The organism is Streptomyces spiroverticillatus (assembly GCA_014650415.1).
Classification (GTDB): domain Bacteria; phylum Actinomycetota; class Actinomycetes; order Streptomycetales; family Streptomycetaceae; genus Streptomyces; species Streptomyces spiroverticillatus.
Genome location: BMUX01000021.1, coordinates 60,313 through 83,986 on the forward strand (window position 1 = coordinate 60,313; position 23,674 = coordinate 83,986).

A 23,674-nucleotide genomic window follows, 5' to 3' on the forward strand; every position below is an offset into this window, starting at 1 on the left:
GCCCCCTGCCCGCACCCCCGTACCCCGCCTAGAACCCCAGCTTCCGCAGCTGCTTGGGATCCCTCTGCCAGTCCTTGGCGACCTTCACGTGCAGGTCGAGATACACCGGCGTCCCCAGCAGAGCCTCGATCTGCTTCCGGGACTTCATCCCGACATCCTTCAGCCGCTGCCCCTTGGGCCCGATGATGATCCCCTTCTGGCTCGGCCGCTCGATGTAGACGTTCGCGTGGATGTCCAGCAGCGGCCGGTCCTTCGGCCGGTCCTCCCGCGGAATCATCTCCTCGACCACGACCGCGATGGAGTGCGGCAGCTCGTCCCGCACCCCCTCTAGCGCCGCCTCACGGATCAGCTCCGCGACCATCACCATCTCCGGCTCGTCCGTCAGATCCCCCTCGGGATACAGCGGCGGGCTCTCGGGGAGCATCGGCGCGATCAGGTCCGCCAGCAGCGACACCTGCGACTCCCCGACCGCCGACACGGGCACGATCTGCGCCCAGGTGATCCCGAGCTCCTGCCCCAGCTGGTCGATGGCGATGAGCTGCTCGGCGAGCTGCTTGGAGTCGACCAGGTCGGTCTTCGTCACGATCGCGATCTTCGGAGTCTTCTTGATCCCGGCGAGCTCCTTGGCGATGAACTTGTCACCGGGCCCGAGCTTCTGGTCGGCGGGAACACAGAAACCGATGACGTCGACCTCGGCCCAGGTCGTACGCACCACATCATTGAGCCGCTCGCCGAGCAGCGTGCGCGGCTTGTGCAGCCCGGGGGTGTCCACCAGGATCAGCTGCGCGTCCGGCCGGTGCACGATGCCGCGCACGGTGTGCCGGGTGGTCTGCGGGCGGCTGGAGGTGATGGCCACCTTCTTGCCGACCAGAGCGTTCGTGAGGGTGGACTTGCCCGCGTTGGGGCGGCCCACGAAGCAGGCGAAGCCGGCCCGGTGGGGGGCGGGGTCGGCTGCGGGGGTTTCAGGGGTACGAGCGCTCATGGGCCCCATTCTCCCCGATGCACGCCGAAGGGCCGACCAGTGGTCGGCCCTTCGGGAAACACCTCGTGCGGCGGTCGGCGCTTACGCCAGCCCGCCCTTGGCACCGCAGGAACCCCAGGCGCCCGCACCCTGGCCCGCGAGGACCTTCTCGGCGACGGCGATCTGCTGCGCCTGGGTCGCCTGGTGGGCGCTCGACGCGTACGCGGTGCCGCCGTAGGCCGCCCAGGTCTGCTGGGTGAACTGGAGGCCGCCAAAGTAACCGTTGCCGGTGTTGGTGGCCCAGTTGCCGCCCGACTCGCACGCCGCGACGGCCGCCCAGTTCGCACCGGAGGCGGCGGACGCGCTGCCCGAGCCGGTGAGGATCATCGTCGCGGCCGCTCCGGCGGCGACGACGGAACCGGTGATGCGGCGGGCGACGGTGGTGCGGATCAGGGAGGAGAACACGTAGTGACCTATCACTGGGGGACGTGGACCGCCGCGTCGGAGAGGTACTTGCGGAACCTCCCACCGGAGCCCTTGCGTGGCCCCTTGCGGCGTGCCTCCACACTCCCAGCGCCGGTGGCCCGTTTCCACGGTCCTTCGGGAGGGGTACGGGGGCCGTCCGGCCCCCCGCGTCCGCACCCCCGCGCCGGGCCGTACGACCCGGGCCGAAGGTCCCGGCGCGCGCGCCATACGGGTGCGTGGGCCCCGTACCCGAGAAGGCGGCCGGGGGTCGCCCGACCCACCGCCCGCCCTCTCCGTGTCCTGTGTCACAGGCGCCTGGGCGGCTAGGCGCTGAGGCGCGCCTTCACCACTGCGTCCGGTCCTGCCACCAGCACCGGTGTGCCGTTTCCGCCGAGATCGCGCACTGCGGAGAGGTCCGCGTCGGCGGCGGTGTCGGCGGCCGTCACCACGGCGGCGGCCTCCAGCGACGACGCACCGCTGGCGACGGCCATGGCGACGGCGGTGCGCAGGGCGCTGAGGTTCAGGGAGTCCAGGGCGACGGTGCCGGCGACATAGGTGCGCCCGGTCTCGTCGCGCACGGCCGCACCCTCGGGGACGCCGTTGCGGGCGCGGGTGGAGCGGGCGAGGGTGATGAGCTTCTGGTCCTCGGGGTCGAGGGGCGCGTCCTGCGCGGGGGTGGTCATGGCCCCGAGCATAGGAAACGCCCCGGCCGCTCCTGTGCGAGGGGCGACCGGGGCGCGTGTCCCGGGGCCGTACGGCAGGGGCGCGTCCCTCTTGCCGCTCGGCTCTACTTCTTCGCTTCGGCGGCGACCTTGTCGAGCGTGGCGGCGGCCTTGTGGACGGCGCGGTCGAACGCCTTCTCGCCGCGCTCGCCGTCCTCGCCCCAGTTGTTGTAGAGGGTGGAGATGTTCGCACCGGAGCGGACGGAGACGACGTCGTAGTCGAGGACCTGGTCCTTGGTGGCGTCGTCGATCTTCAGCCGGTAGGAGACCTTCTCCTCGCCGAGCGCGGGCACGTCGAAGCCGGCGACGGTGACCTTGACCTTCCGCTCCTCGTACGTCGCGCTGAAGGAGGCGCAGCCCTTGACCGCGGCGGCGAGCGACTTCATGCCTCGCTCGGCCTCGGCGGGACGCTGGTAGCCGCTGACGTCCTGGGCGATGCTGCTGCCGTCGGAGCGGTCGGAGAAGACCACCTGCTTGGTGATCTTGAAGTCGGTGAGCAGCCGGCCGGTGTTCAGGACGTCGGCCAGGATCTGGCACTTCGCGGGCTCGGCCTTGTCGAGGACGTTCTGCGACGGGTCGTTCACGTCCACCACGACGTCCTTCTGGAGCTTCCAGCCGTCGGAGAGGTCCTGCTCGCCCACCAGGACGCTCTTGGCCTGCTGCGCCGACATGGGCCGGGGCGGCTCCGGGGTGGCGGCGCTTCCCTTCTTGCCCTCGGCCCCGCCGTCGTCGTTGCACGCGGTGAGCAGCAGCAGGGACGAGGCGGCCAGGCCGGCGGCGGCGAGACGGAGCGGACGGATGCGCACGGGGACTCCAGAAGGGTGTTCGATTACTCCCGCAAACTTAAACGGCGAGTAAAGGGAAAACCAAATCCACCCCTGGACGCCTCCGCCCCGAGAGGCTCAGCCCGCCACCGACCCCATCGCCCCACGCCGCCCCTCCGGCGACGCCAGCCACTCCAGCTTCTCAGCCGTGCCCGTGTTCGGCCGGGGCGTGTGCAGCACGATCGTCAGATCCGGACGGGCGGGCACCCGCAACTGCGTGCTCTCCAGATTCAGCTCACCCACCAGCGGATGCAGCAGGTCCTTGAACGTCAGCCCACCCGGCGCGATGTCCCTGCGCGCCCACAACTCCGCGAACTCGGGGCTGATTTCCTTCGCTTCCGCAACGACCGCCCGGAACCCCTCGTCGTCCGGGCACTCCGAGCACGCCGAGCGGAACTGCGCGACCACCCGGCTCGCGGTGCCCTCCCAGTCCTTGGCCCGGGACCGGTACACCGGATCGGAGAAGAACGAGAGCAGACAGTTCTGCACGACATCGGGACGCATGCCGAGCACTGCGGCGGCAGCATCGTTGTACTGCACGGCGTTCCAGTACACGTCCATGATGTGGGCCGGGTACGGCATCCACGCGTCGATGAGCCGGCGCAACCCGCCGCACATGTCCTCGGCGCCCGGATCGACCTCCGGCGCGGGCGGGTTGAGCCCTGCGAGGACGTACAGATGACGGCGCTCGGAGCTGCTCAGCCGCAGCACCCGTCCCACCGAATCCAGCACCTGTGGAGAAACGGTGATGTCACGTCCCTGCTCCAGCCACTGGTACCAACTGACACCGACGCCGGCGAGCACCGCGACCTCTTCCCGGCGCAGCCCCGGTGTGCGGCGACGCGCACCACCGTCGGGAAGTCCCGCCTGTGCGGGGGTGATCCGGGCCCGGCGGTTGCGCAGGAACTCCCGGAGTTCGTTGAGCCGGTGCTCCTTCATGCTCATGCCCGCATTGCCCTGTGCTGCCGTCGTCATCCTGTGCGTTCCCCCGATTCCGGCTGCCTGGTGGTGGCGCCAACAGGATAAGTTCCCGCTCCCCACGGACATTCCGGGAGCCGGAGGCTGTGGCGCATGGCACTCGACACCTCCACCGCTCCCTCACCTCCCCAGGCGCAGCCCGCCGCCCCCGCCCGGCCGACGGGCCGGGCCGCACTCGTCCTGTTCGTGCTGTGCGCCGCGCAGTTCATGGTGGCGCTGGACTTCTCCGTACTGAACGTGGCGCTGCCCGCGCTCGGCGCCGACCTCGGCATGAGCCAGTCCGCCCTCCAGTGGGCGGTGACGGCCTTCGCGCTCCCCTCCGGCGGCTTCCTGCTGCTCTTCGGCCGCACCGGCGACCTGTACGGCCGCCGCAAGCTCTTCCTCACCGGCCTGGCGCTCTTCGGTACGGCGTCCCTGCTGGCCACCTTCGCCTGGGACCCGGCGTCCTTCCTGGCCGGGCGCGCACTCCAGGGCGTCGGCGCCGCCGCCATCGTCCCCACCGGCATGTCGCTGCTCACCACCACCTTCCCCGAGGGCCCGCAGCGCGACCGTGCCCTCGGCATCAGCGGCACCCTGCTCTCGCTCGGCTTCACCGTCGGCATGGTGCTGGGCGGCGTCCTCACCGACACCCTCGGCTGGCGCTCCACGATGGGCCTGCTGGCCCTCTTCACCCTGATCGTGCTCCCCCTCGCCCCCGGCATCCTCACCGAGTCCCGCAACCCGGAGCGCCCGCGCCTGGACGTACCCGGCGCGATCACCGTCACCGGTGGTCTGCTCGCGCTGATCTACGCGCTCTCCACGGCCGCCCAGCGCGGCTTCGGCGACACCGACGTGATCGTCACCCTGATCGCGGGCCTGGCCCTCCTCACCGCGTTCGTCGTGATCGAATCGCGCACCCGTGAACCCCTGGTCTCCCTCCCCATGCTGCGCCGCCCGTCGGTCGCCTGGGGCAACATCGGCGGCCTCATCACCTTCGCGACGATGACCACCGCCGTCTTCGTCCTGACCCTCTACCTCCAGGAAATCCTGCACCTCTCCGCTTCCCAGACCGGCCTGATCTTCGGCGTCCAGGGCATCCTCTCGGTCGTCGCGGGCACCCTCACCCCGAGGGTCGTGGGCCGCTTCGGCGCCCGCCGCACCCTGGTCCTCTCGCTGCTCGCCCAGGGCCTCCTGATGGCCGGCCTCCTCACCATCGGCACGACCTCCGGCGCCCTGCTCGTCACGGTCTTCATCTCGCTCGCGAGCATGGCCCACCTGGGCGCGATCGTGTCGTACGGACTGACCGTGACCTCCGGCGTCCCCGACTCCGAACAGGGCCTGGCCACGGGCCTGGTCACCACGACCCAACAGGTCTCGATGACGATCGGCATCCCCCTCCTGGGCGTCCTCGCCACCACCCAGTCCACCCTCTTCACCGGCATCCGCCTGGTCCTGGCCCTCTCCGCCGCCCTGGTCATCGCCACCGCCCTCCTGGTAGCCACCGGCCTCCGCAAGCGCCCATAGGGGCGCGAGGAACTGCGCGAGCAAACAAAAACCAAGCCGCGCGGCAAGCGCTCTAGGGGAAGGGGCGGGACCGGGGCGAAAACGGGGGTCCGGGGGCAGCGCCCCCGGCCTGAACCGCAACCCCCCACCAACCCGAGCGGACACTCACCCCCACACTCCCGCCCGCACCCCCTCCCCCACATACCGCTCCAACCCCCAAGGCTCCCGCCCCAGAACCTCCCGCACCCCCCGGTGCACCCCCGCATACTCCCCCCTCCCCAACGCCTCAAAAGTCTCCAGCGACCACGCCACCGCCTCCTCCGCAGCCCCACCGCCCCGCACCCGCTCCCGCCACTCCTCCACCGGCTCCGCCACGAACCGCACCGGCCGCCCCAGCTTCTCCCCGACCAGCTCCACCACCTCCGCGAACGACCACGCCCGCGGCCCGGACAGCTCATAAACCCGCCCCGCATGCCCCCCACCCGCCGCAAGCACCTCCACAGCAACGCCCGCCACATCCACCACATCCACATACGCCGAATACGGACCGGGCCCCGCCCCCACCGGCAGCCTCAACTCCCCGCCCCGGAAAGCCTCCACGTACGGCGGACCACCGAAGTTCTGCTGGAAAGCCCCCGGCCGCAACACCGTCCACGCGACCCCGGACGCCCGCACCGGCTCCTCCCGCGACAGCATCGGCACACTCCCGTACCCGGCACTGAGCCCCGACAGCAGCACCAACTGCCGCACACCGGCCGCCACCGCCCGCTCCACGAACCCGGCGACCGCCGCCGCCGGAAACCGGGGATCCATCGGCGTGACCAGATACGCCGCCCGTACCCCGACCACAGCCGCATCCCAACTCCCGGGATCCTCCCAGTCGAAACGCACCGCGCTGCCCACCCGTGAGGCCGTCCGCACCGACACCCCTCGCGCACGCAGACCGGCGGCGACAAGGGAGCCCGTCTTCCCCGTAGCACCGGTCACCAGAACCGAAGAACCCCACGCATCACTCATGGACGCCAGTCAACGCCCCACCCCCTGGACGATCCATGGCCCAAACCCTCAACAACCTTCGTGACCGTCTCATCCCACGACGTCTACGTTGACCCCATGGACGCCCTTACCGACCTGCTCCGCACCGTCCACACCGACGGCGCGATCCTCCGGCGGAGCGTCACCGCACCGCCGTGGTCGGTGGCCCACGACAGTGCCGCACCGCTCACCCTCTACGCGGTGCTCCGGGGCCGCGCCTGGGTGGTCGTCCCCGGCGAGGAACCCGTCCTGCTGGCACCGGGCGACACCGCTGTCGTACGGGGACCGGGCCCCCACCACATCGCCGACGCCCCCGACACCCCGCCCCGGGTCCGCGTCCACGACGCCCTGCACTGCACCCTCACCCACGACGGCAGCGAACTCCCCGAATCGGCCACTCCACGCCTCGGCCCCCGCACCTACGGTCCCGACCCCGACGCCCCGGTCGCCCTGGTCACGGGCGCGCACCGGGTGGCGGGCAGTGTCGGCCGGCGCCTCCTGGACGCGCTCCCGCCCCTGCTGACGGTGCCCGCGGGCGACTCATCGGCCACCCTCCTGACCCTGCTCACCGAGGAACTGGACCGGGAACTCCCCGGCCAGCAGACGGTCCTGGACCGCCTGCTCGACCTCCTGCTGGTGCGCACCCTGCGCGCCTGGTTCGCCCGGCCCCAGGCCCGGCCACCGGCCTGGTACGCCGCTCTGGGCGACCCCGTCGCGGGCGCGGCGCTGAAGGCCATGCACGGCGACCCGGCGCACCCGTGGACGGTGGCGTCGCTGGCGGCGCGGGCAGGCGTGTCCCGGGCGGGCCTGGCACGCCGCTTCACGGCGCTGGTGGGCGAGCCCCCGCTCTCGTACCTCACCCACTGGCGGATGACGCTCGCCACGGACCTGCTCCGGGAACCGGGCGCGACAGTCGCGTCAGTGGCCCGCCAGGTGGGCTACACCAACGCCTTCGCCTTCAGCACGGCCTACAAACGCACCCTGGGCATCAGCCCGAGCCGCACCGCGACTACGCCCGGTCCAGCCTGAGCCGGGTCGCCCGGGGCATTCCGGCCACCACAAGGTCGTACGAATCCTCGACCATCTCGCGCACAAGCCGATCGGGGACGGAGCCGTCCAGGGTGACGGTGTTCCAGTGCCGCTTGTTCATGTGCCACCCGGGAACGACCGCCGGGTACGCGGCCCGCAACCGGATCGCGTTCTCGGGCTCACACTTCAGATTCACGCTCAACGGCACCGCATCCAGGGCGCTCAGCGCAAAAACCTTCCCCAACACCTTGAAGACCGACGTCTCAGGCGTAAACGGAAACTCCTCCACGGCCTCATTGAACCCAAGGCAAATCGTACGAAGCTGAGCCGGCGTCATACCCCCCAGTATGCCGCGCCCCTTCCAGGGGCGCGGGGAACTGCGCGAGCAACCAAACAACAAGCCGCGCGGCGAGCGCTTTAGGGAAAGGGGCGGGACCGGGGCGAAAACCGGGGGCCCGGGGGCAGCGCCCCCGGTAGGAGCAGCAACCACCCACCACCCCGCACGAAAACCCTCACCCCTCGCCGTCCTCAGACGGCACCGGCTCGGCCAACACCGTCACAATCTTGTTCCGCCGCCCCGCCGGCGACTCCGCCGTGAGCCTCACCCGCCGCCCGTCCGGCAGATCCACCGTCGCCGAAGCCCCGGCAATGGGAACCCGCCCCAGCGCCTTCGCCAACAGTCCGCCCACCGTCTCGACATCCTCGTCGTCGAACTCGTCGAGCCCATAAAGCTCCCCGAGATCGTCGATGTCGAGCCGCGCCGTCACCCGGAATCGCCCGTCCCCGAGCTCCTCGACCTGCGCGACCTCGCGGTCGTACTCGTCGGTGATCTCCCCGACGATCTCCTCCAGGATGTCCTCGATGGTGACGATCCCGGCCGTACCGCCGTACTCGTCGATCACCACGGCCACGTGATTGCGCTCCTGCTGCATCTCCCGCAACAGATCACCGGCGTTCTTCGTGTCCGGCACGAAAACAGCGGGCCGCATCGTCGTCGACACGAGATCGGACTCGGCATCGCGATTGATGTGCGTCTTGCGCACCAGGTCCTTCAGGTACACAACGCCCACGACATCGTCCTCGTTCTCCCCTGTCACAGGGATGCGCGAGAACCCGGACCGCAGCGCCAGCGTCAATGCCTGCCGCACCGTCTTGAACCGTTCGATCGACACCAGGTCCGTCCGCGGCACCATCACTTCGCGCACCAGGGTGTCGCCCAGTTCGAAGACCGAGTGGACCATGCGCCGCTCGTCGTCCTCGATGAGTGATTCCTGCTCGGCGAGGTCGACCATCGCCCGCAGTTCCGCCTCACTGGCGAAGGGCCCCTTGCGGAAACCCTTGCCCGGCGTCAGCGCGTTGCCGATCAAAATGAGCAACTGTGGAATCGGCCCCATGATGCGCGCCAACGGCAGCAGCACATACGCCGAAGCAGTCGCCGTGTTCAACGGGTGCTGCCGTCCGATGGTGCGCGGCGAAACCCCCACCGCGACGTACGAAACAAGAACCATCACGGCAATCGCGACCAACAACGCCTGCCAGGTCTTCTCGAAAACTTCGAGAAAGCCATAAGTGACAAGAACGCCCGCCGCCATCTCACAGGCGACGCGCACCAACAGCGCCACATTCAGATAGCGCGTCGGATCGGCCGCCACCTGCGCCAGTTTCGCGCTGCCGCGCTTTCCCGCCCGTACCGCCTCGTCCGCACGGAAACTCGTCACCCGTGCAAGTCCGGCCTCGGCGCAGGCCGCCAGCCAGGCCACGACGACCAGGGCGACGGCGCCGACGATCAGCTGCGGGCTCATGAGACGGTCGGCGCCGGGGAGGGACCGGTGAGGCCCTTCTCCGCCCGCCAGCCGTCGACGATGGCCGCCTGGAGGCCGAACATCTCGGCCTTCTCGTCCGGCTCTTCGTGGTCGTACCCCAGCAGGTGCAGCACGCCGTGCACGGTGAGCAGCTGGAGCTCCTCGTCCATGGAGTGCTCGGTCTCCGCGTCCTTGCCCTGCTGCTCGGCGACCTCCGGGCACAGCACGATGTCACCGAGGAGCCCCTGCGGGGGCTCCTCGTCGTCCTTCGTCGGCGGACGCAGTTCGTCCATCGGGAAGGACATGACATCGGTCGGCCCCGGCAGGTCCATCCACTGGATGTGCAGCTGCTCCATGGCGTCGGCGTCCACGACGATCACCGAGAGCTCGGAGAGCGGGTGGATGCGCATCCGTGTGAGGGCGTAGCGGGCGATGTCGAGGATCGCCTGCTCGTCGACCTCGGTTCCGGACTCGTTGTTGACGTCGATCGACATGGTGCTTGGCTGCTACTTCCCGGTCTGGCCGCCGCGTCCCTTGTCGGCCTCGGCGGCGCTGTCGTACTTCTCGTACGCGTCGACGATACGGCCGACGAGCTTGTGCCGTACGACATCCTCGGACGTGAGCCGCGAGAAGTGGATGTCCGGAACGTCCCCGAGGATGTCCTGGACCTGGCGCAGACCGCTCTTCGTGCCGTTCGGCAGGTCGACCTGGGTGACGTCACCGGTGATGACGATCTTCGAATCGAAGCCGAGGCGGGTGAGGAACATCTTCATCTGCTCGGTGCTGGTGTTCTGCGCCTCGTCGAGGACGACGAAGGCGCTGTTCAGCGTCCGGCCGCGCATGTACGCCAGCGGGGCGACCTCGATGGTCCCGGCGGCCATCAGGCGCGGGATCGTCTCGGGGTCCATCATGTCGTGCAGCGCGTCGTAGAGCGGGCGCAGATACGGGTCGATCTTGTCGAAGAGGGTGCCGGGCAGGAAGCCCAGGCGCTCTCCGGCCTCGACGGCGGGGCGGGTCAGGATGATCCGGTCGACCTGCTTGGACTGGAGCGCCTGGACCGCCTTCGCCATGGCGAGGTAGGTCTTGCCCGTACCGGCGGGGCCGATGCCGAAGACGACGGTGTTCTTGTCGATGGCGTCGACGTACCGCTTCTGGTTGAGCGTCTTGGGGCGGATGGTGCGGCCGCGGCTGGAGAGGATGTTCTGGGTGAGCACCTCGGCGGGCGTCTCGGTGACCGCCTCGCCGTCGGCGCCGCCCCCGCCGGTCCCGTTTCCGTTGCCGTTCGCCCTGAGCATGGCGATCGAGCGTTCCACTGCGTCCTCCGTCATCGGCGCTCCGGTGCGCAGCACCAGCATCATCTGGTCGAACAGTCGCTGGATCAGGGCGACTTCCGCCGTCTCCCCCGTAGCGCTGATCTCATTGCCCCGGACGTGGATGTCGGCCGCCGGGAAGGCCTCTTCGATCACGCGCAGCAAGGAGTCGCCTGATCCGAGCACCATCACCATGGGGTGCGTGGCGGGGATCTTGAACTCGGCACGGGCCTGCGGCTTGCGTGTGGGTGTCTGAGTCATGGGCCGGCACTGTGGCCTGCACATACCTCCCGTTGCAGGGTTCTCGCTGCTCGACAACCTCTGGATTCCCAAGCGTACGACTCACCGCTGACAACACCCAGGGAGTTTTGCCAACAGGGTCGTACGAGTGTGCGGGAAAGGATCCCGCTCAGGCCCGGAACCCGATCGTCGGCACCGCCCTGCGCAGCGGCCAGGGCCTGGCCCGCTCCGGCAGGAGGTGCTCCAGGAAGGCGTACCGGCGCAGCGCTTCCTGGTCCTGTGCCTCGTACCCGCACACCTGCCGCCACCACGCGCCGATCTCCGACCAGCCGGGCGCGGACAGCGACCCGCCGAACTCCTGCACGGAGAGTGCGGCGGTCAGCCCGGCGAAGGCGAGCCGGTCGGCGAGCGGCCAGTCCGCGAGGGTGCCGGTGACGAACCCGGCGACGAACACGTCGCCGGCCCCTGTGGGGTCCAGTGCCTCGACGGCGATGGCGGGCACCTCCGCGCTCTCGCCGGTCGAGCCGTCCACCGCGTACGCACCTTCGGGACCCAGCGTGACGACCGCCAGGGGCACCTTCTCGGCCAGCTTGTGGGCGGCCCGGCGCGGGCAGTCGGTGCGGGTGTAGCGCATGGCCTCCTCGGCGTTGGGGAGGAAGACCTCGCAGTGCTCCAGGTCGGCGAGGGCGGACAGGTCCCAGCGGCCGGTGTCGTCCCAGCCGACGTCGGCGAAGATCTTCGCACCACGCCTGGCGGCGGAAGCGGTCCATTCCTCGCGCCGGCCCGGTGTCAGGGAGGCGATGGCGGCACGCGCGCGGGGCGGGCAGGACGGGAAGGGCGCGGAGCCGCCGGGCGGGGGTGCCTCGTGCCCGTGCGACACCATCGTGCGTTCGCCCTCGTACGCCATGGAGACGGTGACCGGGGAGTGCCAGCCGGGGACGGTGCGCGACATGCCGAGGTCGATGCCCTCGCCGTCGGCGAGCGCGTCCCAGCAGTACTCGCCGTAGTGGTCGTCGCCGAAAGCCGCCGCCAGGGAGGTGCGCAGGCCGAGGCGGGCGAGTGCGGTGGCCATGTTGGCGACTCCGCCGGGGCTGGAGCCCATGCCGCGCGCCCAGGACTCGGTGCCGCGCACGGGGGCGCTGTCGAGGCCGGTGAAGATGATGTCCAGGAACACCGTGCCGGTGAGGAACACGTCGCACTCGGGGCCGTCGGGGCCCCGCAGGCCGTCGAGCGGGTCGACCCGCCGGGCGGGGTCCTGGTCGCCTTGGTGGATGTGCGTGCTCACTGTGCGCTCCCCGTCGTCGTACGTGCGTGGACTGCGGTTTTGCGGCCAGTGTGCACGACCGGCAGGGCCGCGCGGGGCTCTGCGCGCGGGGCGTCACGTGCACGTCGCAATGCCGTCGAGCGGCAGAGGGATCGCACCTTCTACCCGACCACTCCCACCGCAAACACAATGTGTCGCAGGTCACTACCCGGTTTCCCTTTTCTTGCGGTCTGCGCGCTTGATAAGAATTGGGCCGCGTTCCTGTCCCTCGACGGTCGCCCAACCCCCTTTGCCCCTCGGCTGTCATGACGTCCCGTCATCACGCACGTCCCTTCAGGAATGCCCGTGTTCTCGCGCACTCGCGCTGTTTCGTCGCGCCCTCGCACCTCTTTGTGGCCACTGGTCGCCGTGTTCACCGCCGGCTACCTCGCCGCGTACCTGCTGCCGACGGTGGTGGGGCGGCTGGGCTCCGGGCTCGGGCTCACCCCTGCCGGTGCCGGTCTCGTGGGCAGCACACTGCTGCTGTGCTCGGCGTCCGCGGGTTTCTCGCTCGCCTCCCGGGTGGAGCGGATCGGCGCACGCAGGGCGGCCCGTGCGGGACTGCTGCTGATGCTGCTGGGGTACGGGTGCGCGACCCTGGCGTCCTCCCTGGTGCCGGTGGTGGCGGGTGCGGCACTCGGCGGCTTCGGTTCGGGTACGGCGACCGCGGTGGCCGCCGCGGGCATCGCCGCCCGCCGCGACCCGCACCGGGCCTCCGTGCTCGGTCTGTTGAGCGTGTCGGCGACGGCCGGTGTGCTGTACCTGACGGTGCCGCACCTGGACGGCGGGCACCGGCCGCCGTTCGCGGCACTCGCACTGATCGCCGTACTGGTGTGGCCCGCGACCGGACGCCTGGACGCTCAGGAGGACGCTGCGGTTTCCGCCACGACGTCACCTCTTGAGGCGGCAGCGGCGGCGACCCGGCTGCCGCACCGCAGGGCGGGCCTGGTGCTGGCGGCGGCGATGCTGTGCTGGTCGATGTGCCAGAACGCCCTGTGGGGCGTCAGCAACCGCATCGCCACCGTGCAGGCGGGTCTCACCGAGGTGGGCGCCGGCGCGGTGTTCGCTGCGGCACTGGGCGCCGGACTGCTCGGTGTCACCGCCGCCGGTGCGCTCGGGGCGCGGCTGGGGCGTGCGGTGCCGGTGGGTGTCGGCACGGCGTTCATCGCACTCTGTGTGGCGCTCAGTGCGTCCGCGACCGGCGCCGGTTCCTTCGCGACCGGCGAGATCCTGTGGAACGCGGTCTACCCGGTGGTGCTGTCGTACCTGATCGGTCTGGCCGCCTCGATGGACCCGCGCGGCCGGTGGGCGGTGTTCGCCGGTTCGGCGTCGTCGCTGGGTGTGGCGTGCGGCCCGGTGGTGGGCAGCGTCCTGTCCGCGCAGGCGGGCTTCCCGGCGATGGGCCTGGGGCTGGGCTGCGTACTGCTGCTGACGGCGGTGCCGATGACGCTGGTGGCGCTGCACACCGGCGGACGTCCGCTGGTCGCCGGTGCGGTACGGCGCAGGGGCGGGGCCCCTGCGGCCGTCCTGGCGGGCACCACGGGTGCGCCCGCCGGGCAGGTGCCGCAGGTGGGTGCACCGGAGCAGGAGGTCGCGGAGATCTCCCTGCGTCCGCTCACGCGGCGGGTGCGCTCGCCGTTCGCGCGCACCGCTGTGGTGCGGACGCCGCGGGTGCGGGAGCGACGCAGGGCGGGAGTACGGCAGTAGGGGTTGTTGTGCGGGGCCGGGATTGCGGCCCCGCACAACTGCGTCGGGGTTCCCGGCTCCGTCAGTGGATGCGGTACTTCTCCCAGAAGGGCGTCAGGTCCTTGGTGGTCGACGCCTGCGCCGCGCGCTTGAAGCCGGCGGTGGTGGAGACGCCCAGCCAGTGGTCGCGGACGTACTTCTTCAGCATGGCGGCCATCTCCTGGCTGCCGAGGATGCTTTCGAGGGCGGACAGGGCGCAGGCCCCCTCCTGGTAGACGACCCGCTGGAACTGAGAGGACCTGCCGTCCGCGTAGTAGCCCATCGAGCGGGTGAGCGCGGACGTGTCGTCCGGCCACGAGGGTCCTCCTTCGCAGTAGCCGTCGTCCCCGCCCCAGCGGAGCCACGTCGCGTACGTCGCGAAGCCCTCGTCCAGCCAGGGCTCCGCAAACTGGTCGTTGCCGACGATCCCGTACCACCACTGGTGGGCGATTTCGTGCTCGACCGCGGAGATCTTTCCGGTCTCCAGGTGGACGAGGCCGGGGAACTCCATGCCGCCGTGCAGCGCGTCACTCATGACGAGGTCGATCTCGCCGTAGGGGTAGCGCCCGAAGCGCTCACCGAACTCGTCGACGGCCGAAGCCCCTTCCTTCAAGGTGTAGGCGACACCCTCGGCCGGAGTGGTGGCGGTCCAGTACGCGTTCAGCCTGACCCCGCCCGGCGAGGTGACCGTCTTGGTCCGGAAGGGCCCTGCCGCCCAGGCGAAGTCCCGCACGCCGTGTGCGGCGCTGGTGCTGACCGTGCGGCCGGGGGCGCCCGCACGCCGGACGGTGGTGCCCGTCGCGGGGACCTGGAGGGCGCTCGGGTGGTCGAGGGCCACCCGGAAGTCCCCGGCCAGGGTGTAGTAGCTCTCGCCGAAGCCGACGTCGGGGTCCAGGTGGCGCCCCTTCGCGTCCTGGACGGACAGCAGGGGCAGGGCGTTGCCGAGGAAGTTGTGCGCGCCGTCCCGGCCGAAGCGGTGCACGCGGTCCGGCACGGCGATCGAGACGTCGAAGGAGACCGTCGTACGGGCCTTGTACGGCAGCGGCTTGGGCAGGTCGATGCGCAGGGCGGTACAGCGGACGGTGAGCGGGTGCGGAGTGCCGCCCCTCACCGCGCTCACCGTCACCGGTGACGGCTTCCCCGGGGAACCGCAGCCGTCGTCGGCGTGGCCGTTGCCCCACAGCCGTACGTCGACGAACCGCAGTGGAGTGCGGGCGGAGTTGCGGAAGGACACCGTCTGCCGGCCCTTCCAGTGCGAGCCGTCCGCGTCACTGCGCAGGCGTACGTCGTAGGAGGGACGGTCGGGTGTCGCTGCGGCCGGTCCCGGAGCCAGTGCCGGTGCTGGTGCCGGTGCGACCGGGGTGGGGTCCTGCGCTGCGGCCGCCTGCGGGACGAGTAACGCGGCGGCCGCGAGCGCGCACACGACAGGGCGCCAGAGTCTGATCGAGGTCATGACAAGGCACGGTAGGACGGCGGCACCCCCGGACGAGGAAGTTCCGGCGCGCTGCCGTCCGCCGTGCTCACACCCGCTTGGGCACCGGCACCCGCATCAGGTCGTCGGCCACGGTCAGTTCCCCTTCGAAACCTGCCGCCCGGGCCTGGCGCTCGAATTCCTCCGGGTCGCTGTAGCGCTGCGAGAAGTGCGTCAGGACCAGGTGTCGTACGCCTGCCTCCTGCGCCGCCTTCGCGGCCTGCCCGGCGGTGAGGTGGCCGTGGTCGGTGGCGAGCCGTACGTCCTCGTCGAGGAACGTCGACTCGATGACCAGCATGTCGCAGCCCTCGGCAAGCACGTGCACGCCCTCGCAGAGGCGGGTGTCCATGACGAACGCGAAGCGCTGGCCCCGGCGTTCCTCGCTCACCTCGGCCAGGGTGACACCGTTCAGCGAGCCCTCCCGCTGGAGGCGGCCCACGTCCGGTCCCTTGATGCCGTGCGCGGCGAGCTTCTCGGGCAGCATGCGACGGCTGTCGGGTTCCACCAGGCGGTAGCCGTAACTCTCCACCGGGTGCGACAGCTTGTGGGCGGACAGCGTGTATCCGGGTGTGGTGGCCAGAATTCCGTCCGCCGACACCGGCGCCTGTGCGATGTCGACGCTCTCGCGGTAGGCGGTGGAGTACCGCAGCCGCTCGAAGAAGTGCTGTCCGCTCGCCGGGTAGTGCGCGGTGACCGGGTGCGGCACCTGGTCGAGGTTGATGCGCTGGATCACCCCGGCGAGCCCCAGGGAGTGGTCGCCGTGGAAGTGCGTGACGCAGATGCGGTCGATGTCGTGGGCGGCGACCCCGGCACGCAGCATCTGCCGCTGGGTGCCCTCCCCGGGGTCGAAGAGGAGGCCCTCGGCGTCCCAGCGCAGGAGGTAGCCGTTGTGGTTGCGGCGGCGGGTGGGGACCTGGCTGGCGGTGCCGAGGACGACCAGTTCACGGGCGGACACGACGCCTACCCGGGAGGCCAGTTGAGGCCGCGCCCGCCCAGGACGTGCGCGTGCGCGTGGAAGACGGTCTGGCCGGCGCCGGAGCCGGTGTTGAAGACGATCCGGTAGCCGCTCTCGGCGACGCCCTCCTCGAAGGCGATCTCTCCGGCCTCGCGCAGCACGTCGGCGGCGATCTGCGGCTCGGCTGCGGCCAGCGACGCGGCGTCCGGGTGGTGCACCTTGGGGATCACCAGGACGTGCGTGGGCGCCTGCGGGTTGATGTCGCGGAAAGCGAGGGTGGTCTCGCTCTCGCGCACGACGGTGGCGGGGATCTCCTTCGCAATGATCTTGCAGAACAGGCAGTCCGCCTGCGGTTCACCGGCCATGGAGGCCTCCTCGAAGAGGGTGATCGGACACGGCGCATGCTATCGGCCCGCCTCCGCGCGCTCCTGTGCGTTTCGGCGGGCCCCGACCGCTACGGCCTGCGCCGCTTGAGCGCGGCGCGGCTGATCCAGTACGTGAGGAACACCGCCCAGACCGACGGCAGCACCGTCGCCCCGAGGAACGCGGCGGGCAGCCCCGGCAGCACCACCACGGCGGTCCCCACCGCGGCCAGCAACCCCACCGCGCCCGCCATCCACCTCACCGGAGGGCATCGCACCGCCAGCCGCAGCAGCGGCCCGCGCAGCCGCTGCGGCACCAGGCGGCGCACCCACCACCCCCACAGCAGCCACACGGCGGCGAACAGCGGCAGTCCCACGGCAAGCGCCACCGGCCCGCTGTCCTCGGCGACGGCCTTGGTGATCACGGCGACACCGAACGCCAGAATCGCCACCCACCGGGCGAGGGCCACGGTGTTCCACGCCATCACCTCCAGGTTGTAGCGCCCGTCCTGGTCCTCCGGATCGAGGGCGGACACGTCCGCGAACCCCTCGGCGGCCCGCGTCCAGCCACCGCGACGGCGGTGGTGCAGGTCCAGGAGCGCCAGGTTGTGCCGGGCGGCCGTGTGCTCGGGGTCCAGCCGCAGGACCGTCCGGTACGCCTCCACGGCGACGTCCGTCCTCTTGAGGCGCTGCGCGGTGAGCCCCACCAGGAAGTGCGCGTACGGCTCTTCGGGGGCCAGCGACACCGTGTACCTGGCCACCTCGTACGCCTCCGTGACCTGCCACGCGTCGCCGTTCGCGAGGACCTCCGCGACGGTGGCGTGCGTGCCCCACCGGTGCGGGGCCAGCCGCACCGCCTCACGGGCCGACCACTCGGCGGCCGGGTAGTGGCCGATCCCGGCCAGCTGCTCGGCCCGCACGACGAGCGCGGTGACGTTGCCGGGGTCCAGGCGCAGCGCCTGGTCGGCCGCGTGCAGACACCCTTGCGTGTTCTTCGCCCCGCGCAGGCTGCGGGCGAGAAGTGTCCACGCGTCGGCGTCGTCCGGGTGGGACGCCAGGTGGGTGCCCAGCGCGGCCGCGGCCTGTTCGTACCGTCCGAGGTCGTACAGCCCCTCGGCCCGCTCCAGGCTCATGAACGCCTCTCTGCGCCTGCGTAGGTCACGTGCGCATCGCCGCCCGCTCGAACCAGATCGTCAGCAGGGTGGGCACGAGCGCCAGCCAGAACAGGATCTGCGGCACCAGCCGCTCCGTCCACGGCACGGCGACCACCACGACGGCGCACAGCGTGCACCAGGCGGCCTGCCCGACGGCGAGCCTCCCCCAGAAGTTCGTCCGCAGGAACTCCCCGAAACTCAGCCGCACTCCGGTGCGCATCCTGCGGTAGCGCCGCCACGCCCCGAACCCCCACACCGCGCCCATCACGGCGAGCGCGTACAGCCGGGTGCCCACCGGCACCGGCAGTTCGTCGGGGCCGTCCCCCGGGAAGAGCCGGCCCGTCACCCCGGCGATCGCCACGCACAGCAGTGCCAGCCAGCGGGTGCCGCGCAGCATGCGGTAGACGGCGCCCTGGAGCGCCTTGTGCATCTCCCGGTCCTGCGGCAGCACGCCCAGTGCCGTCGCATAGGAGTCGGCGACCTGCGGCAGTTTCGCGGCGGGGTCCTTGGCCGTCGCCTCGGCGAGCACCTTGTGCGCCCAGGGGCACTCCGGGTCGAGCGCCAGGGCGGCGCGGGCGGAACTCTCCACCAGGTCCTGCCGCTTGAGGAGTTCGGCGTAGAAGTACACCGCGTGGTGCGCGTCCGGTTCCTCCGGTGCCAGCCGTACCGCCTCGAACGCCACCTCCAGTGCCGCGGGCCACTGGTCGAAGGGGTGCATCATCGCCTTGGCGAGGGCGACGTGCGCCTCCCAGGCGTCCGGTGCGCAGCGGACGGCCTCCTTTCCCGCAGCCAGCGCCTTGTGCCAGTTGGGGGCGCCGTGGAAGAAGTACGAGCGCAGGATGTGCGCGTACGCGTAGTCGGGGGCGTGCGCCAGCGCCTGGTCGAGCGCCCGCTCCGCCTCCTCGTACTCCTCGGCCCGCAGGTGGCAGCGGTGCATCCGCGTCCAGGCCTTCGCGTCGGACGGATCCTCCGCGAGCCTGCGGGCGAGCAGTTCGCGGGCCTGCTCGGTCCTGCCCGCCTCCAGGAGGAGGTCGGCCTTGTCGACGGCGTTCTCCAGGCCGCCAGCCGTGCCGGTCACAGCTTGCGCTTCTTCTTGAGGTGCGCGAGCAGGTCGTCGTACATGCCGCCGTCGTTGGCGAACAGGGCGACGTTGCGCGCGGAGGAGAACCAGGCCTCCGTGGACGGCCGCAGCTGCTTCGCCGCCGCCAGCAGGTCCTTGGTGTTGATCATGCGTACGGTGCCGGTGCGCGCGGAGTCCATCAGGGCGCTCTCGGAGGCACTGTCGCAGAGGTGCGCGAGGTCGGCGCCGGAGAACCCGTCGGTGACCTTGACGAGCTTGCCGAGGTCGATGGACTCGATGGGCCGGTCCTTGAGGTGGTAGCGCAGGATCGCCTCGCGGGCGGGCTCGTCCGGCGGCAGCACCAGCAGGGTGCGGTCCAGGCGTCCGGGGCGGCGCAGCGCGATGTCCACGTCCCAGGGGACGTTGGTGGCGGCCAGGACGAAGACGCCTTCGTTGTCGCCCTCGACGCCGTCCAGCTCGACCAGGAGCTGGTTGACGGCGTTGCGCAGCCCGCTGTGGTGCGAACGGCTGCGCTTGGCGCCCAGGGCGTCCAGCTCGTCCAGGAACACCACGCAGGGGGCCTTGCGGCGGGCCGAGCGGAACACCTCGTGGACGTTCTTCTCCGACTGCCCGATGTACATGTCCAGTACGTCGCTGAGCGACACCGACATGAAGGACGCCCCGAGTTCGCCGGCGATGGCGCGGGCGATGAAGGTCTTGCCGCAGCCGGGCGGCCCGTACAGCAGCAGTCCGCCGCGCAGGCTCTTGCCGAACAGTTTGCGCAGTTCCGGGTTGCGCATGGGTGCCAGGAACGCCGCTTCCAGACGGTCCTTGACCTCCTGCATGCCCCCGACGTCGGCGAGCCGCAGCCCGCCCGGTGCCTCGATCTCGAAGGCGTCCGCGTCACCGGCGTCGCCGCTGCCGTCGGAGGTGAGCGGCCGCTCGAACCCTCTCGCCTGGTCGCCCTGGCCGGACGCCACGAACCGGGGCGGCACCACGTCGCCGACCTCCCGCTCGGCGGCCTTCCAGTCGTACCCGTCGCGCGCCGGCGGCGGTTGCACGGGCGGCTGCGCCACAGGGGTCTCAGGCGTGACAGGTGCTACAGGCGCGACAGGCGCAGCAGAACCCCCCATGGCCCGCATCATCAGGTCCCGTGCCTGCTGGTCGCCGGGCGCGTGCGTCAGGGCGACGGCGGCCTCCGTGACGGCGGCGTCGCTGTGCCCCGCCTCCAGCAGCAGTTGCGCCAGGTGCAGCCGCAGGGGTACGTCGCCGGGGGCGGCCGCAACGGCCGCGCGCAGGCTGGATATCAGAGGTGACTCGTCGGACATGCGGCCACCCTATGAAGAAGGCGCACCCTCCCGCCCGGGCGGGTCCACAACACCGGCGCCGGCGCTACGGTTTGCCCAGTCCCGCCAGCAGCAGTTGTCCGTACTCCCGGTGCGCCAACGGCAGCCGGTACGTGCCGTCCTCCTCCGGCAGCACCACCGACGCCTCGATCAGTGCGGTCAGTTCACCGCCGTCCGCGAACACCGTCTCGACCTGCTGTGCGGTGAAGTTGCCGGTGAACGCCGACAGCCGTGCCCACAACAGACGTTCCGCCCGCCCGCACAGGTCGTGGCTCCAGGCGATCGCCCTCAGCAGAGTGCGGTGCCGGGCCGGCTGCTTGGGTCCGTGTATCAGCACCCCGAACCGTGCCCCCGGCTCGCACAGGCTGCCGTACAACTGCTGCGGTGTGGTGTTGTGCCCCAGTGTGCGGGCGGCCAGCAGCACACTCAACGGGTCCCCGTCCAGACGCTCGGCCAGCAGCCTCGTCCAGAAGACGGGCAGATCCACCCCCTGCACCGCCGCCTTCTCCCGCAGGAGTTCCACCGTGTGCTCCCGCGACAACGGCCGCAGCGGCACCCGGTGCTCCCCGGGCACGCCGATCGGGCTGCGGCTGGTCACCAGGATCTGGAGTCCGGGACACGTGTCGTGCAATCTGCCCACCAGGTAGGCGCAGCCCGCCCGGACGTGCTCGCAGGTGTCCAGCACGAGCAGTCCGCGCCGCCCCGCCAGCAGCCGCAGCACCGCCTCCATGGGGTCGGTGCCGCTGCCGGGCGCGGTGCCCGCGTGGAGGGCCGCGGCGACGGTCTGCGGGACGAGGGCGTTGTCCGCGCAGTCGGAGAGATCGGCATGGTGCACGGGGAGATCGGTGACGGCTTCGGCGAGGCGGGCGGCGAGGTGCGTCTTGCCGACCCCGGCGGGACCGGTGAGGGTCACCAGCCGGATGTCGGCGAGCACGTCGAGAAGGTCGCCGAGGGTCGGCTCGTGGGGGAGGCGGGGCACGGGAAGGCCGTATGCGGGGGGCATGGGCCCACTGTGGCCGGGCCCGCTGGGCCCGCGCGCCCCCGGAGGCCGGAGATCCGTACACCTAATTCCGCAGGTCGGGCTTACGTAGGTATGCGGGACACGGCCTCGCGCGCCCCTTACGAACTCCGGGTCCGTTCGCGGGAGTTCTCCGCGCCCACCAGTGCCGCGATCTCTCCCCGGGAACCGAAGCCGAGCTTCGCGAGAATGTGCTCCACGTGGGCGTCGGCGGTGCGTTTGGAGATGACGAGCCGCTCGGCGATCTCCCGGTTGGACAGCCCCTGGTGGACCAGCGCGGCCACCTCGCGCTCGCGTCGGGTGAGGGCGTCGAGGGTGGGCGGGGCGGGCAACCGGGAGTCGTGCGGCGGCTCGTCGAGGGCGAGCGCCACGACCTGGCGCAGCCCCAGGGTCGCCCCTTCGGCGCGCAGCCTGTCGAACTCGACCTCCCCCAGTGCCTCTTTGGCCTCCTGCGTGAGCCGGTCCCTGATTCCTTCCAGGTGGGCATTACCCATCAAGATGGAACAGATCTCCCCCACCGCGCCGTGAGTGCCTGCGTCCACCAGCACCCCGAGCATGCGATCACCCTCACGATGCGCGCACCAACTGAGCTGCAACAGGGCTGCGCTCGCACCGTAGAGATCGCCCAGCCTCATGCTCGTGCGCACCGCCTTGCGGGCGAATTCCCCTGCCGTACGGCAGTCCCCCGCGTCGAAGTTGGTCTGCGCCATGATGGACAGGGTGTAGGACGTCACCCAGCACTCTCCGGGCGGAGCCAAGGCAAGTGCGTGCTCCAACTCACTCAGGGCGTGCCCGACTTCACCCCTGCGCCCGTAAAGGGAGCCGAGATTGCGCCGGACCCAGCACTCGACCAGAGTGCCCTCCGCGGCCTCCGCGAGGACGAGGGCACTCCTGGATGCCACCTCGGCCTCGTCCAGCCGTTGCAGGTGTTCCAGGCCCGCGCCCAAACAGGCCAGGGCCACCCCCTCGGTACGCGGGTCGCCCGCTCTGCGAGCCGTCTCCACCGCCAACGCCATCAACGGTTCCCCGAGGTCCATTCGGCCCGTGATGCCGACGCAGAAGGCACCCAGCCACTGTGTCCGGGCCTGGTCCTGCTCCGTGCCTGCGCCCGTGGCCAGCGCCCGCACACACCACCGGTACCCTTCGGCCAGCCGGGTCCGGCCGATCCACAGACCGCCCAGCGCCCCTGCGATGGCGACCCCCGCAGCAGCCTCCCCCGGTTCCTCGAAACAGAACTCCAGCGCCGTACGGAAGTTGTCGACCTCCCGGTCCAGGCGGCGCGTCCAGGCCACCTGGTCGGGACCGAACCACTCGGCGTCCGCCTCCCGCGCCAGCCGCAGGTAGTGGTCCCGGTGACGCACCACCAGCCTGCGCGCACCACCGCCGGTCTCCGCGAGCCGCTCCGCACCGTATTCGCGGACCGTGTCGAGCATCCGGTACCGGTCGCCGTCCTCGCCCTCCTCGCGCACCACCACCGACTTGTCGACCAGACCGATCAGATGGTCCACCAGGTCGTACGGGTCCAGGTCGGCGTCCGCGCACACCCGCTCGGCGGCGGCGAGGTCGAACCCTCCTGCGAACACCGACAGCCGCGCCCACAGGGTGCGTTCCTCGGGCGTGCACAGGTCGTGGCTCCAGTCGATGGCGGTGCGGAGCGTCTGGTGCCGGGGGTGGCCGCTGCGGCTTGCGCCGAGCGCGCGGAAACGGTCCTCCAGCCGCCGCAGCACCTGCTCCAGAGGAAGCGCCCGCAGCCGTACGGCAGCCAGCTCCATGGCGAGCGGAATGCCGTCCAGGCGACGGCACAGCGCGACGACCTGGTCGCGGTTGTCGTCCGTGAGCTGGAACCCGGGGCGCGCGGCGACCGCCCGGTCGAGGAACAGCCGTACCGCGTCACAGGTTTCGGCGTCCCTTGCACTGCGCTCGCCGGGAAACTCCAGCGGCGCCACGGTGACAGCGTGCTCCGCGGGCACGTCCAGCGCCTGCCTGCTGGTCAGCAGCAGCCGCAGCCCGGGACAGTTGCGCAGCAGGATCTCGGCGAACATCGCACAGGCGTCGACGAGATGTTCACAGGTGTCGAGGACCAGCAGCGTCTCCTCGCCGCGCAGGTACTCCACCACCATGTCGAGCGGGTTGCGGCCGGTGCCCTCCGGCAGCCCGAAGGCCGCTCCCACGGTGTACGGGACGAGCTCGCCGTCCTTGACGCCCGCCAGCTCCACCATGCGCACGCCGCCGCGGAAGTGCCCCGCCAGGGAGGCGGCGGCCCGTACCGCGATACGGGTCTTGCCTACGCCCCCGGGCCCCAGCAGGGTCACCATGCGGGCCGTCCGGAACAGGGTGCGCACGGCGTCGATCTCGCGCTCCCGGCCGACGAAGCTGGTCATCTCCTCGGGGAGATCGCCCCGTTGCCAGTGCCAGACCGTGTCCGCCATGCC

Annotated in this window: 21 protein-coding genes and 1 pseudogene; 3 read left to right on the plus strand and 19 right to left on the minus strand. The window is 71.1% G+C overall.

Translation table 11 applies throughout. From position 1 onward, the window contains the following. Positions 1–28: 28 nt before the first annotated feature. The 5 genes and pseudogenes from era to IE269_RS36755 all read right to left on the minus strand — a co-directional run bounded on the left by era (position 29) and on the right by IE269_RS36755 (position 3,947). Entirely contained in the window at positions 29–982 is a 954-nt protein-coding gene (gene era, locus IE269_RS36735; RefSeq protein WP_189827638.1) for a GTPase Era, read from the minus strand. Between the two features lie 102 nt (positions 983–1,084). Beyond that, a pseudogene (locus IE269_RS36740) lies at positions 1,085–1,387 on the minus strand (transglycosylase family protein); the annotation flags it as partial. Positions 1,388–1,749: 362 nt separating this feature from the next. Continuing rightward, positions 1,750–2,121, minus strand: coding sequence for a cytidine/deoxycytidylate deaminase family protein (locus IE269_RS36745; RefSeq protein ID WP_438817668.1), 372 nt, complete (start codon positions 2,119–2,121; stop codon positions 1,750–1,752). Between the two features lie 92 nt (positions 2,122–2,213). Beyond that, positions 2,214–2,954, minus strand: coding sequence for a hypothetical protein (locus IE269_RS36750; RefSeq protein ID WP_189827640.1), 741 nt, complete (start codon positions 2,952–2,954; stop codon positions 2,214–2,216). Between the two features lie 96 nt (positions 2,955–3,050). Next, entirely contained in the window at positions 3,051–3,947 is an 897-nt protein-coding gene (locus IE269_RS36755; protein WP_229898508.1) for a helix-turn-helix transcriptional regulator, read from the minus strand. A gap of 96 nt (positions 3,948–4,043) precedes the next feature. Between IE269_RS36755 and IE269_RS36760 the strand changes: the two genes are divergently transcribed. After that, on the plus strand, positions 4,044–5,453 hold the full coding sequence (locus IE269_RS36760) for an MFS transporter (protein WP_189827641.1): 1,410 nt from the start codon (positions 4,044–4,046) through the stop codon (positions 5,451–5,453). 144 nt (positions 5,454–5,597) lie between these two features. On the opposite strand, the gene IE269_RS36765 is transcribed toward IE269_RS36760, so the two are convergent. Continuing rightward, positions 5,598–6,449: an NAD(P)H-binding protein gene (locus IE269_RS36765; protein ID WP_189827642.1), complete on the minus strand. Its 852-nt coding sequence runs from the start codon at positions 6,447–6,449 to the stop codon at positions 5,598–5,600. 96 nt (positions 6,450–6,545) lie between these two features. Here IE269_RS36765 and IE269_RS36770 point away from each other — a divergent pair, with 96 nt between their 5' ends. Next, positions 6,546–7,496 carry an AraC family transcriptional regulator gene (locus tag IE269_RS36770; RefSeq protein ID WP_189827643.1) on the plus strand — a complete coding sequence of 317 codons (951 nt, stop codon included), beginning with the start codon at positions 6,546–6,548 and terminating at the stop codon, positions 7,494–7,496. Here IE269_RS36770 and IE269_RS36775 read toward each other — a convergent pair. From IE269_RS36775 to IE269_RS36795, 5 genes are all read right to left on the minus strand, one after another. Beyond that, positions 7,477–7,833, minus strand: a complete 357-nt coding sequence (locus IE269_RS36775; protein WP_189827644.1) for an MmcQ/YjbR family DNA-binding protein — start codon at positions 7,831–7,833, stop codon at positions 7,477–7,479. The two genes, IE269_RS36770 and IE269_RS36775, sit on opposite strands and share 20 nt — an antisense overlap. A 175-nt stretch (positions 7,834–8,008) precedes the next feature. Beyond that, positions 8,009–9,298, minus strand: a complete 1,290-nt coding sequence (locus IE269_RS36780) for a hemolysin family protein (protein WP_189827645.1) — start codon at positions 9,296–9,298, stop codon at positions 8,009–8,011. Beyond that, positions 9,295–9,792: an rRNA maturation RNase YbeY gene (gene ybeY / locus IE269_RS36785; RefSeq protein WP_189827646.1), complete on the minus strand. Its 498-nt coding sequence runs from the start codon at positions 9,790–9,792 to the stop codon at positions 9,295–9,297. The genes IE269_RS36780 and ybeY overlap by 4 nt, the downstream gene beginning before the upstream one ends. 12 nt (positions 9,793–9,804) lie before the next feature. Next, on the minus strand, positions 9,805–10,869 hold the full coding sequence (locus IE269_RS36790; RefSeq protein WP_189827647.1) for a PhoH family protein: 1,065 nt from the start codon (positions 10,867–10,869) through the stop codon (positions 9,805–9,807). A 148-nt stretch (positions 10,870–11,017) separates the two neighbouring features. Then, positions 11,018–12,121: a carbohydrate kinase family protein gene (locus IE269_RS36795; protein ID WP_189827698.1), complete on the minus strand. Its 1,104-nt coding sequence runs from the start codon at positions 12,119–12,121 to the stop codon at positions 11,018–11,020. A 330-nt stretch (positions 12,122–12,451) separates the two neighbouring features. On the opposite strand from IE269_RS36795, the gene IE269_RS36800 reads away from it, so the two are divergent. Next, on the plus strand, positions 12,452–13,858 hold the full coding sequence (locus IE269_RS36800; RefSeq protein WP_189827648.1) for an MFS transporter: 1,407 nt from the start codon (positions 12,452–12,454) through the stop codon (positions 13,856–13,858). Positions 13,859–13,919: 61 nt separating this feature from the next. Here IE269_RS36800 and IE269_RS36805 read toward each other — a convergent pair whose 3' ends face one another. From IE269_RS36805 to IE269_RS36840, 8 genes are all read right to left on the minus strand, one after another. Further along, positions 13,920–15,329, minus strand: a complete 1,410-nt coding sequence (locus IE269_RS36805) for a M1 family metallopeptidase (RefSeq protein ID WP_189827649.1) — start codon at positions 15,327–15,329, stop codon at positions 13,920–13,922. Positions 15,330–15,396: 67 nt separating this feature from the next. Continuing rightward, complete coding sequence (locus IE269_RS36810) at positions 15,397–16,302, minus strand: ribonuclease Z (protein WP_189827650.1); 906 nt, start codon at positions 16,300–16,302, stop codon at positions 15,397–15,399. Between the two features lie 5 nt (positions 16,303–16,307). Then, positions 16,308–16,667 carry a histidine triad nucleotide-binding protein gene (locus IE269_RS36815; protein WP_189827651.1) on the minus strand — a complete coding sequence of 120 codons (360 nt, stop codon included), beginning with the start codon at positions 16,665–16,667 and terminating at the stop codon, positions 16,308–16,310. A gap of 89 nt (positions 16,668–16,756) precedes the next feature. Further along, positions 16,757–17,797: a tetratricopeptide repeat protein gene (locus IE269_RS36820; protein WP_189827652.1), complete on the minus strand. Its 1,041-nt coding sequence runs from the start codon at positions 17,795–17,797 to the stop codon at positions 16,757–16,759. A gap of 25 nt (positions 17,798–17,822) precedes the next feature. Next, positions 17,823–18,896: a tetratricopeptide repeat protein gene (locus IE269_RS36825; RefSeq protein ID WP_189827653.1), complete on the minus strand. Its 1,074-nt coding sequence runs from the start codon at positions 18,894–18,896 to the stop codon at positions 17,823–17,825. Then, positions 18,893–20,206 (minus strand): ATP-binding protein, encoded by a 1,314-nt coding sequence (locus IE269_RS36830; protein WP_189827654.1) that lies wholly within the window; start codon positions 20,204–20,206, stop codon positions 18,893–18,895. Before IE269_RS36830 ends, IE269_RS36825 begins: the two co-directional genes overlap by 4 nt. 64 nt (positions 20,207–20,270) lie before the next feature. Continuing rightward, entirely contained in the window at positions 20,271–21,227 is a 957-nt protein-coding gene (locus IE269_RS36835; RefSeq protein WP_189827655.1) for an ATP-binding protein, read from the minus strand. A gap of 116 nt (positions 21,228–21,343) precedes the next feature. After that, on the minus strand, positions 21,344–23,671 hold the full coding sequence (locus tag IE269_RS36840; RefSeq protein WP_189827656.1) for an ATP-binding protein: 2,328 nt from the start codon (positions 23,669–23,671) through the stop codon (positions 21,344–21,346). Positions 23,672–23,674 lie beyond the last annotated feature (3 nt).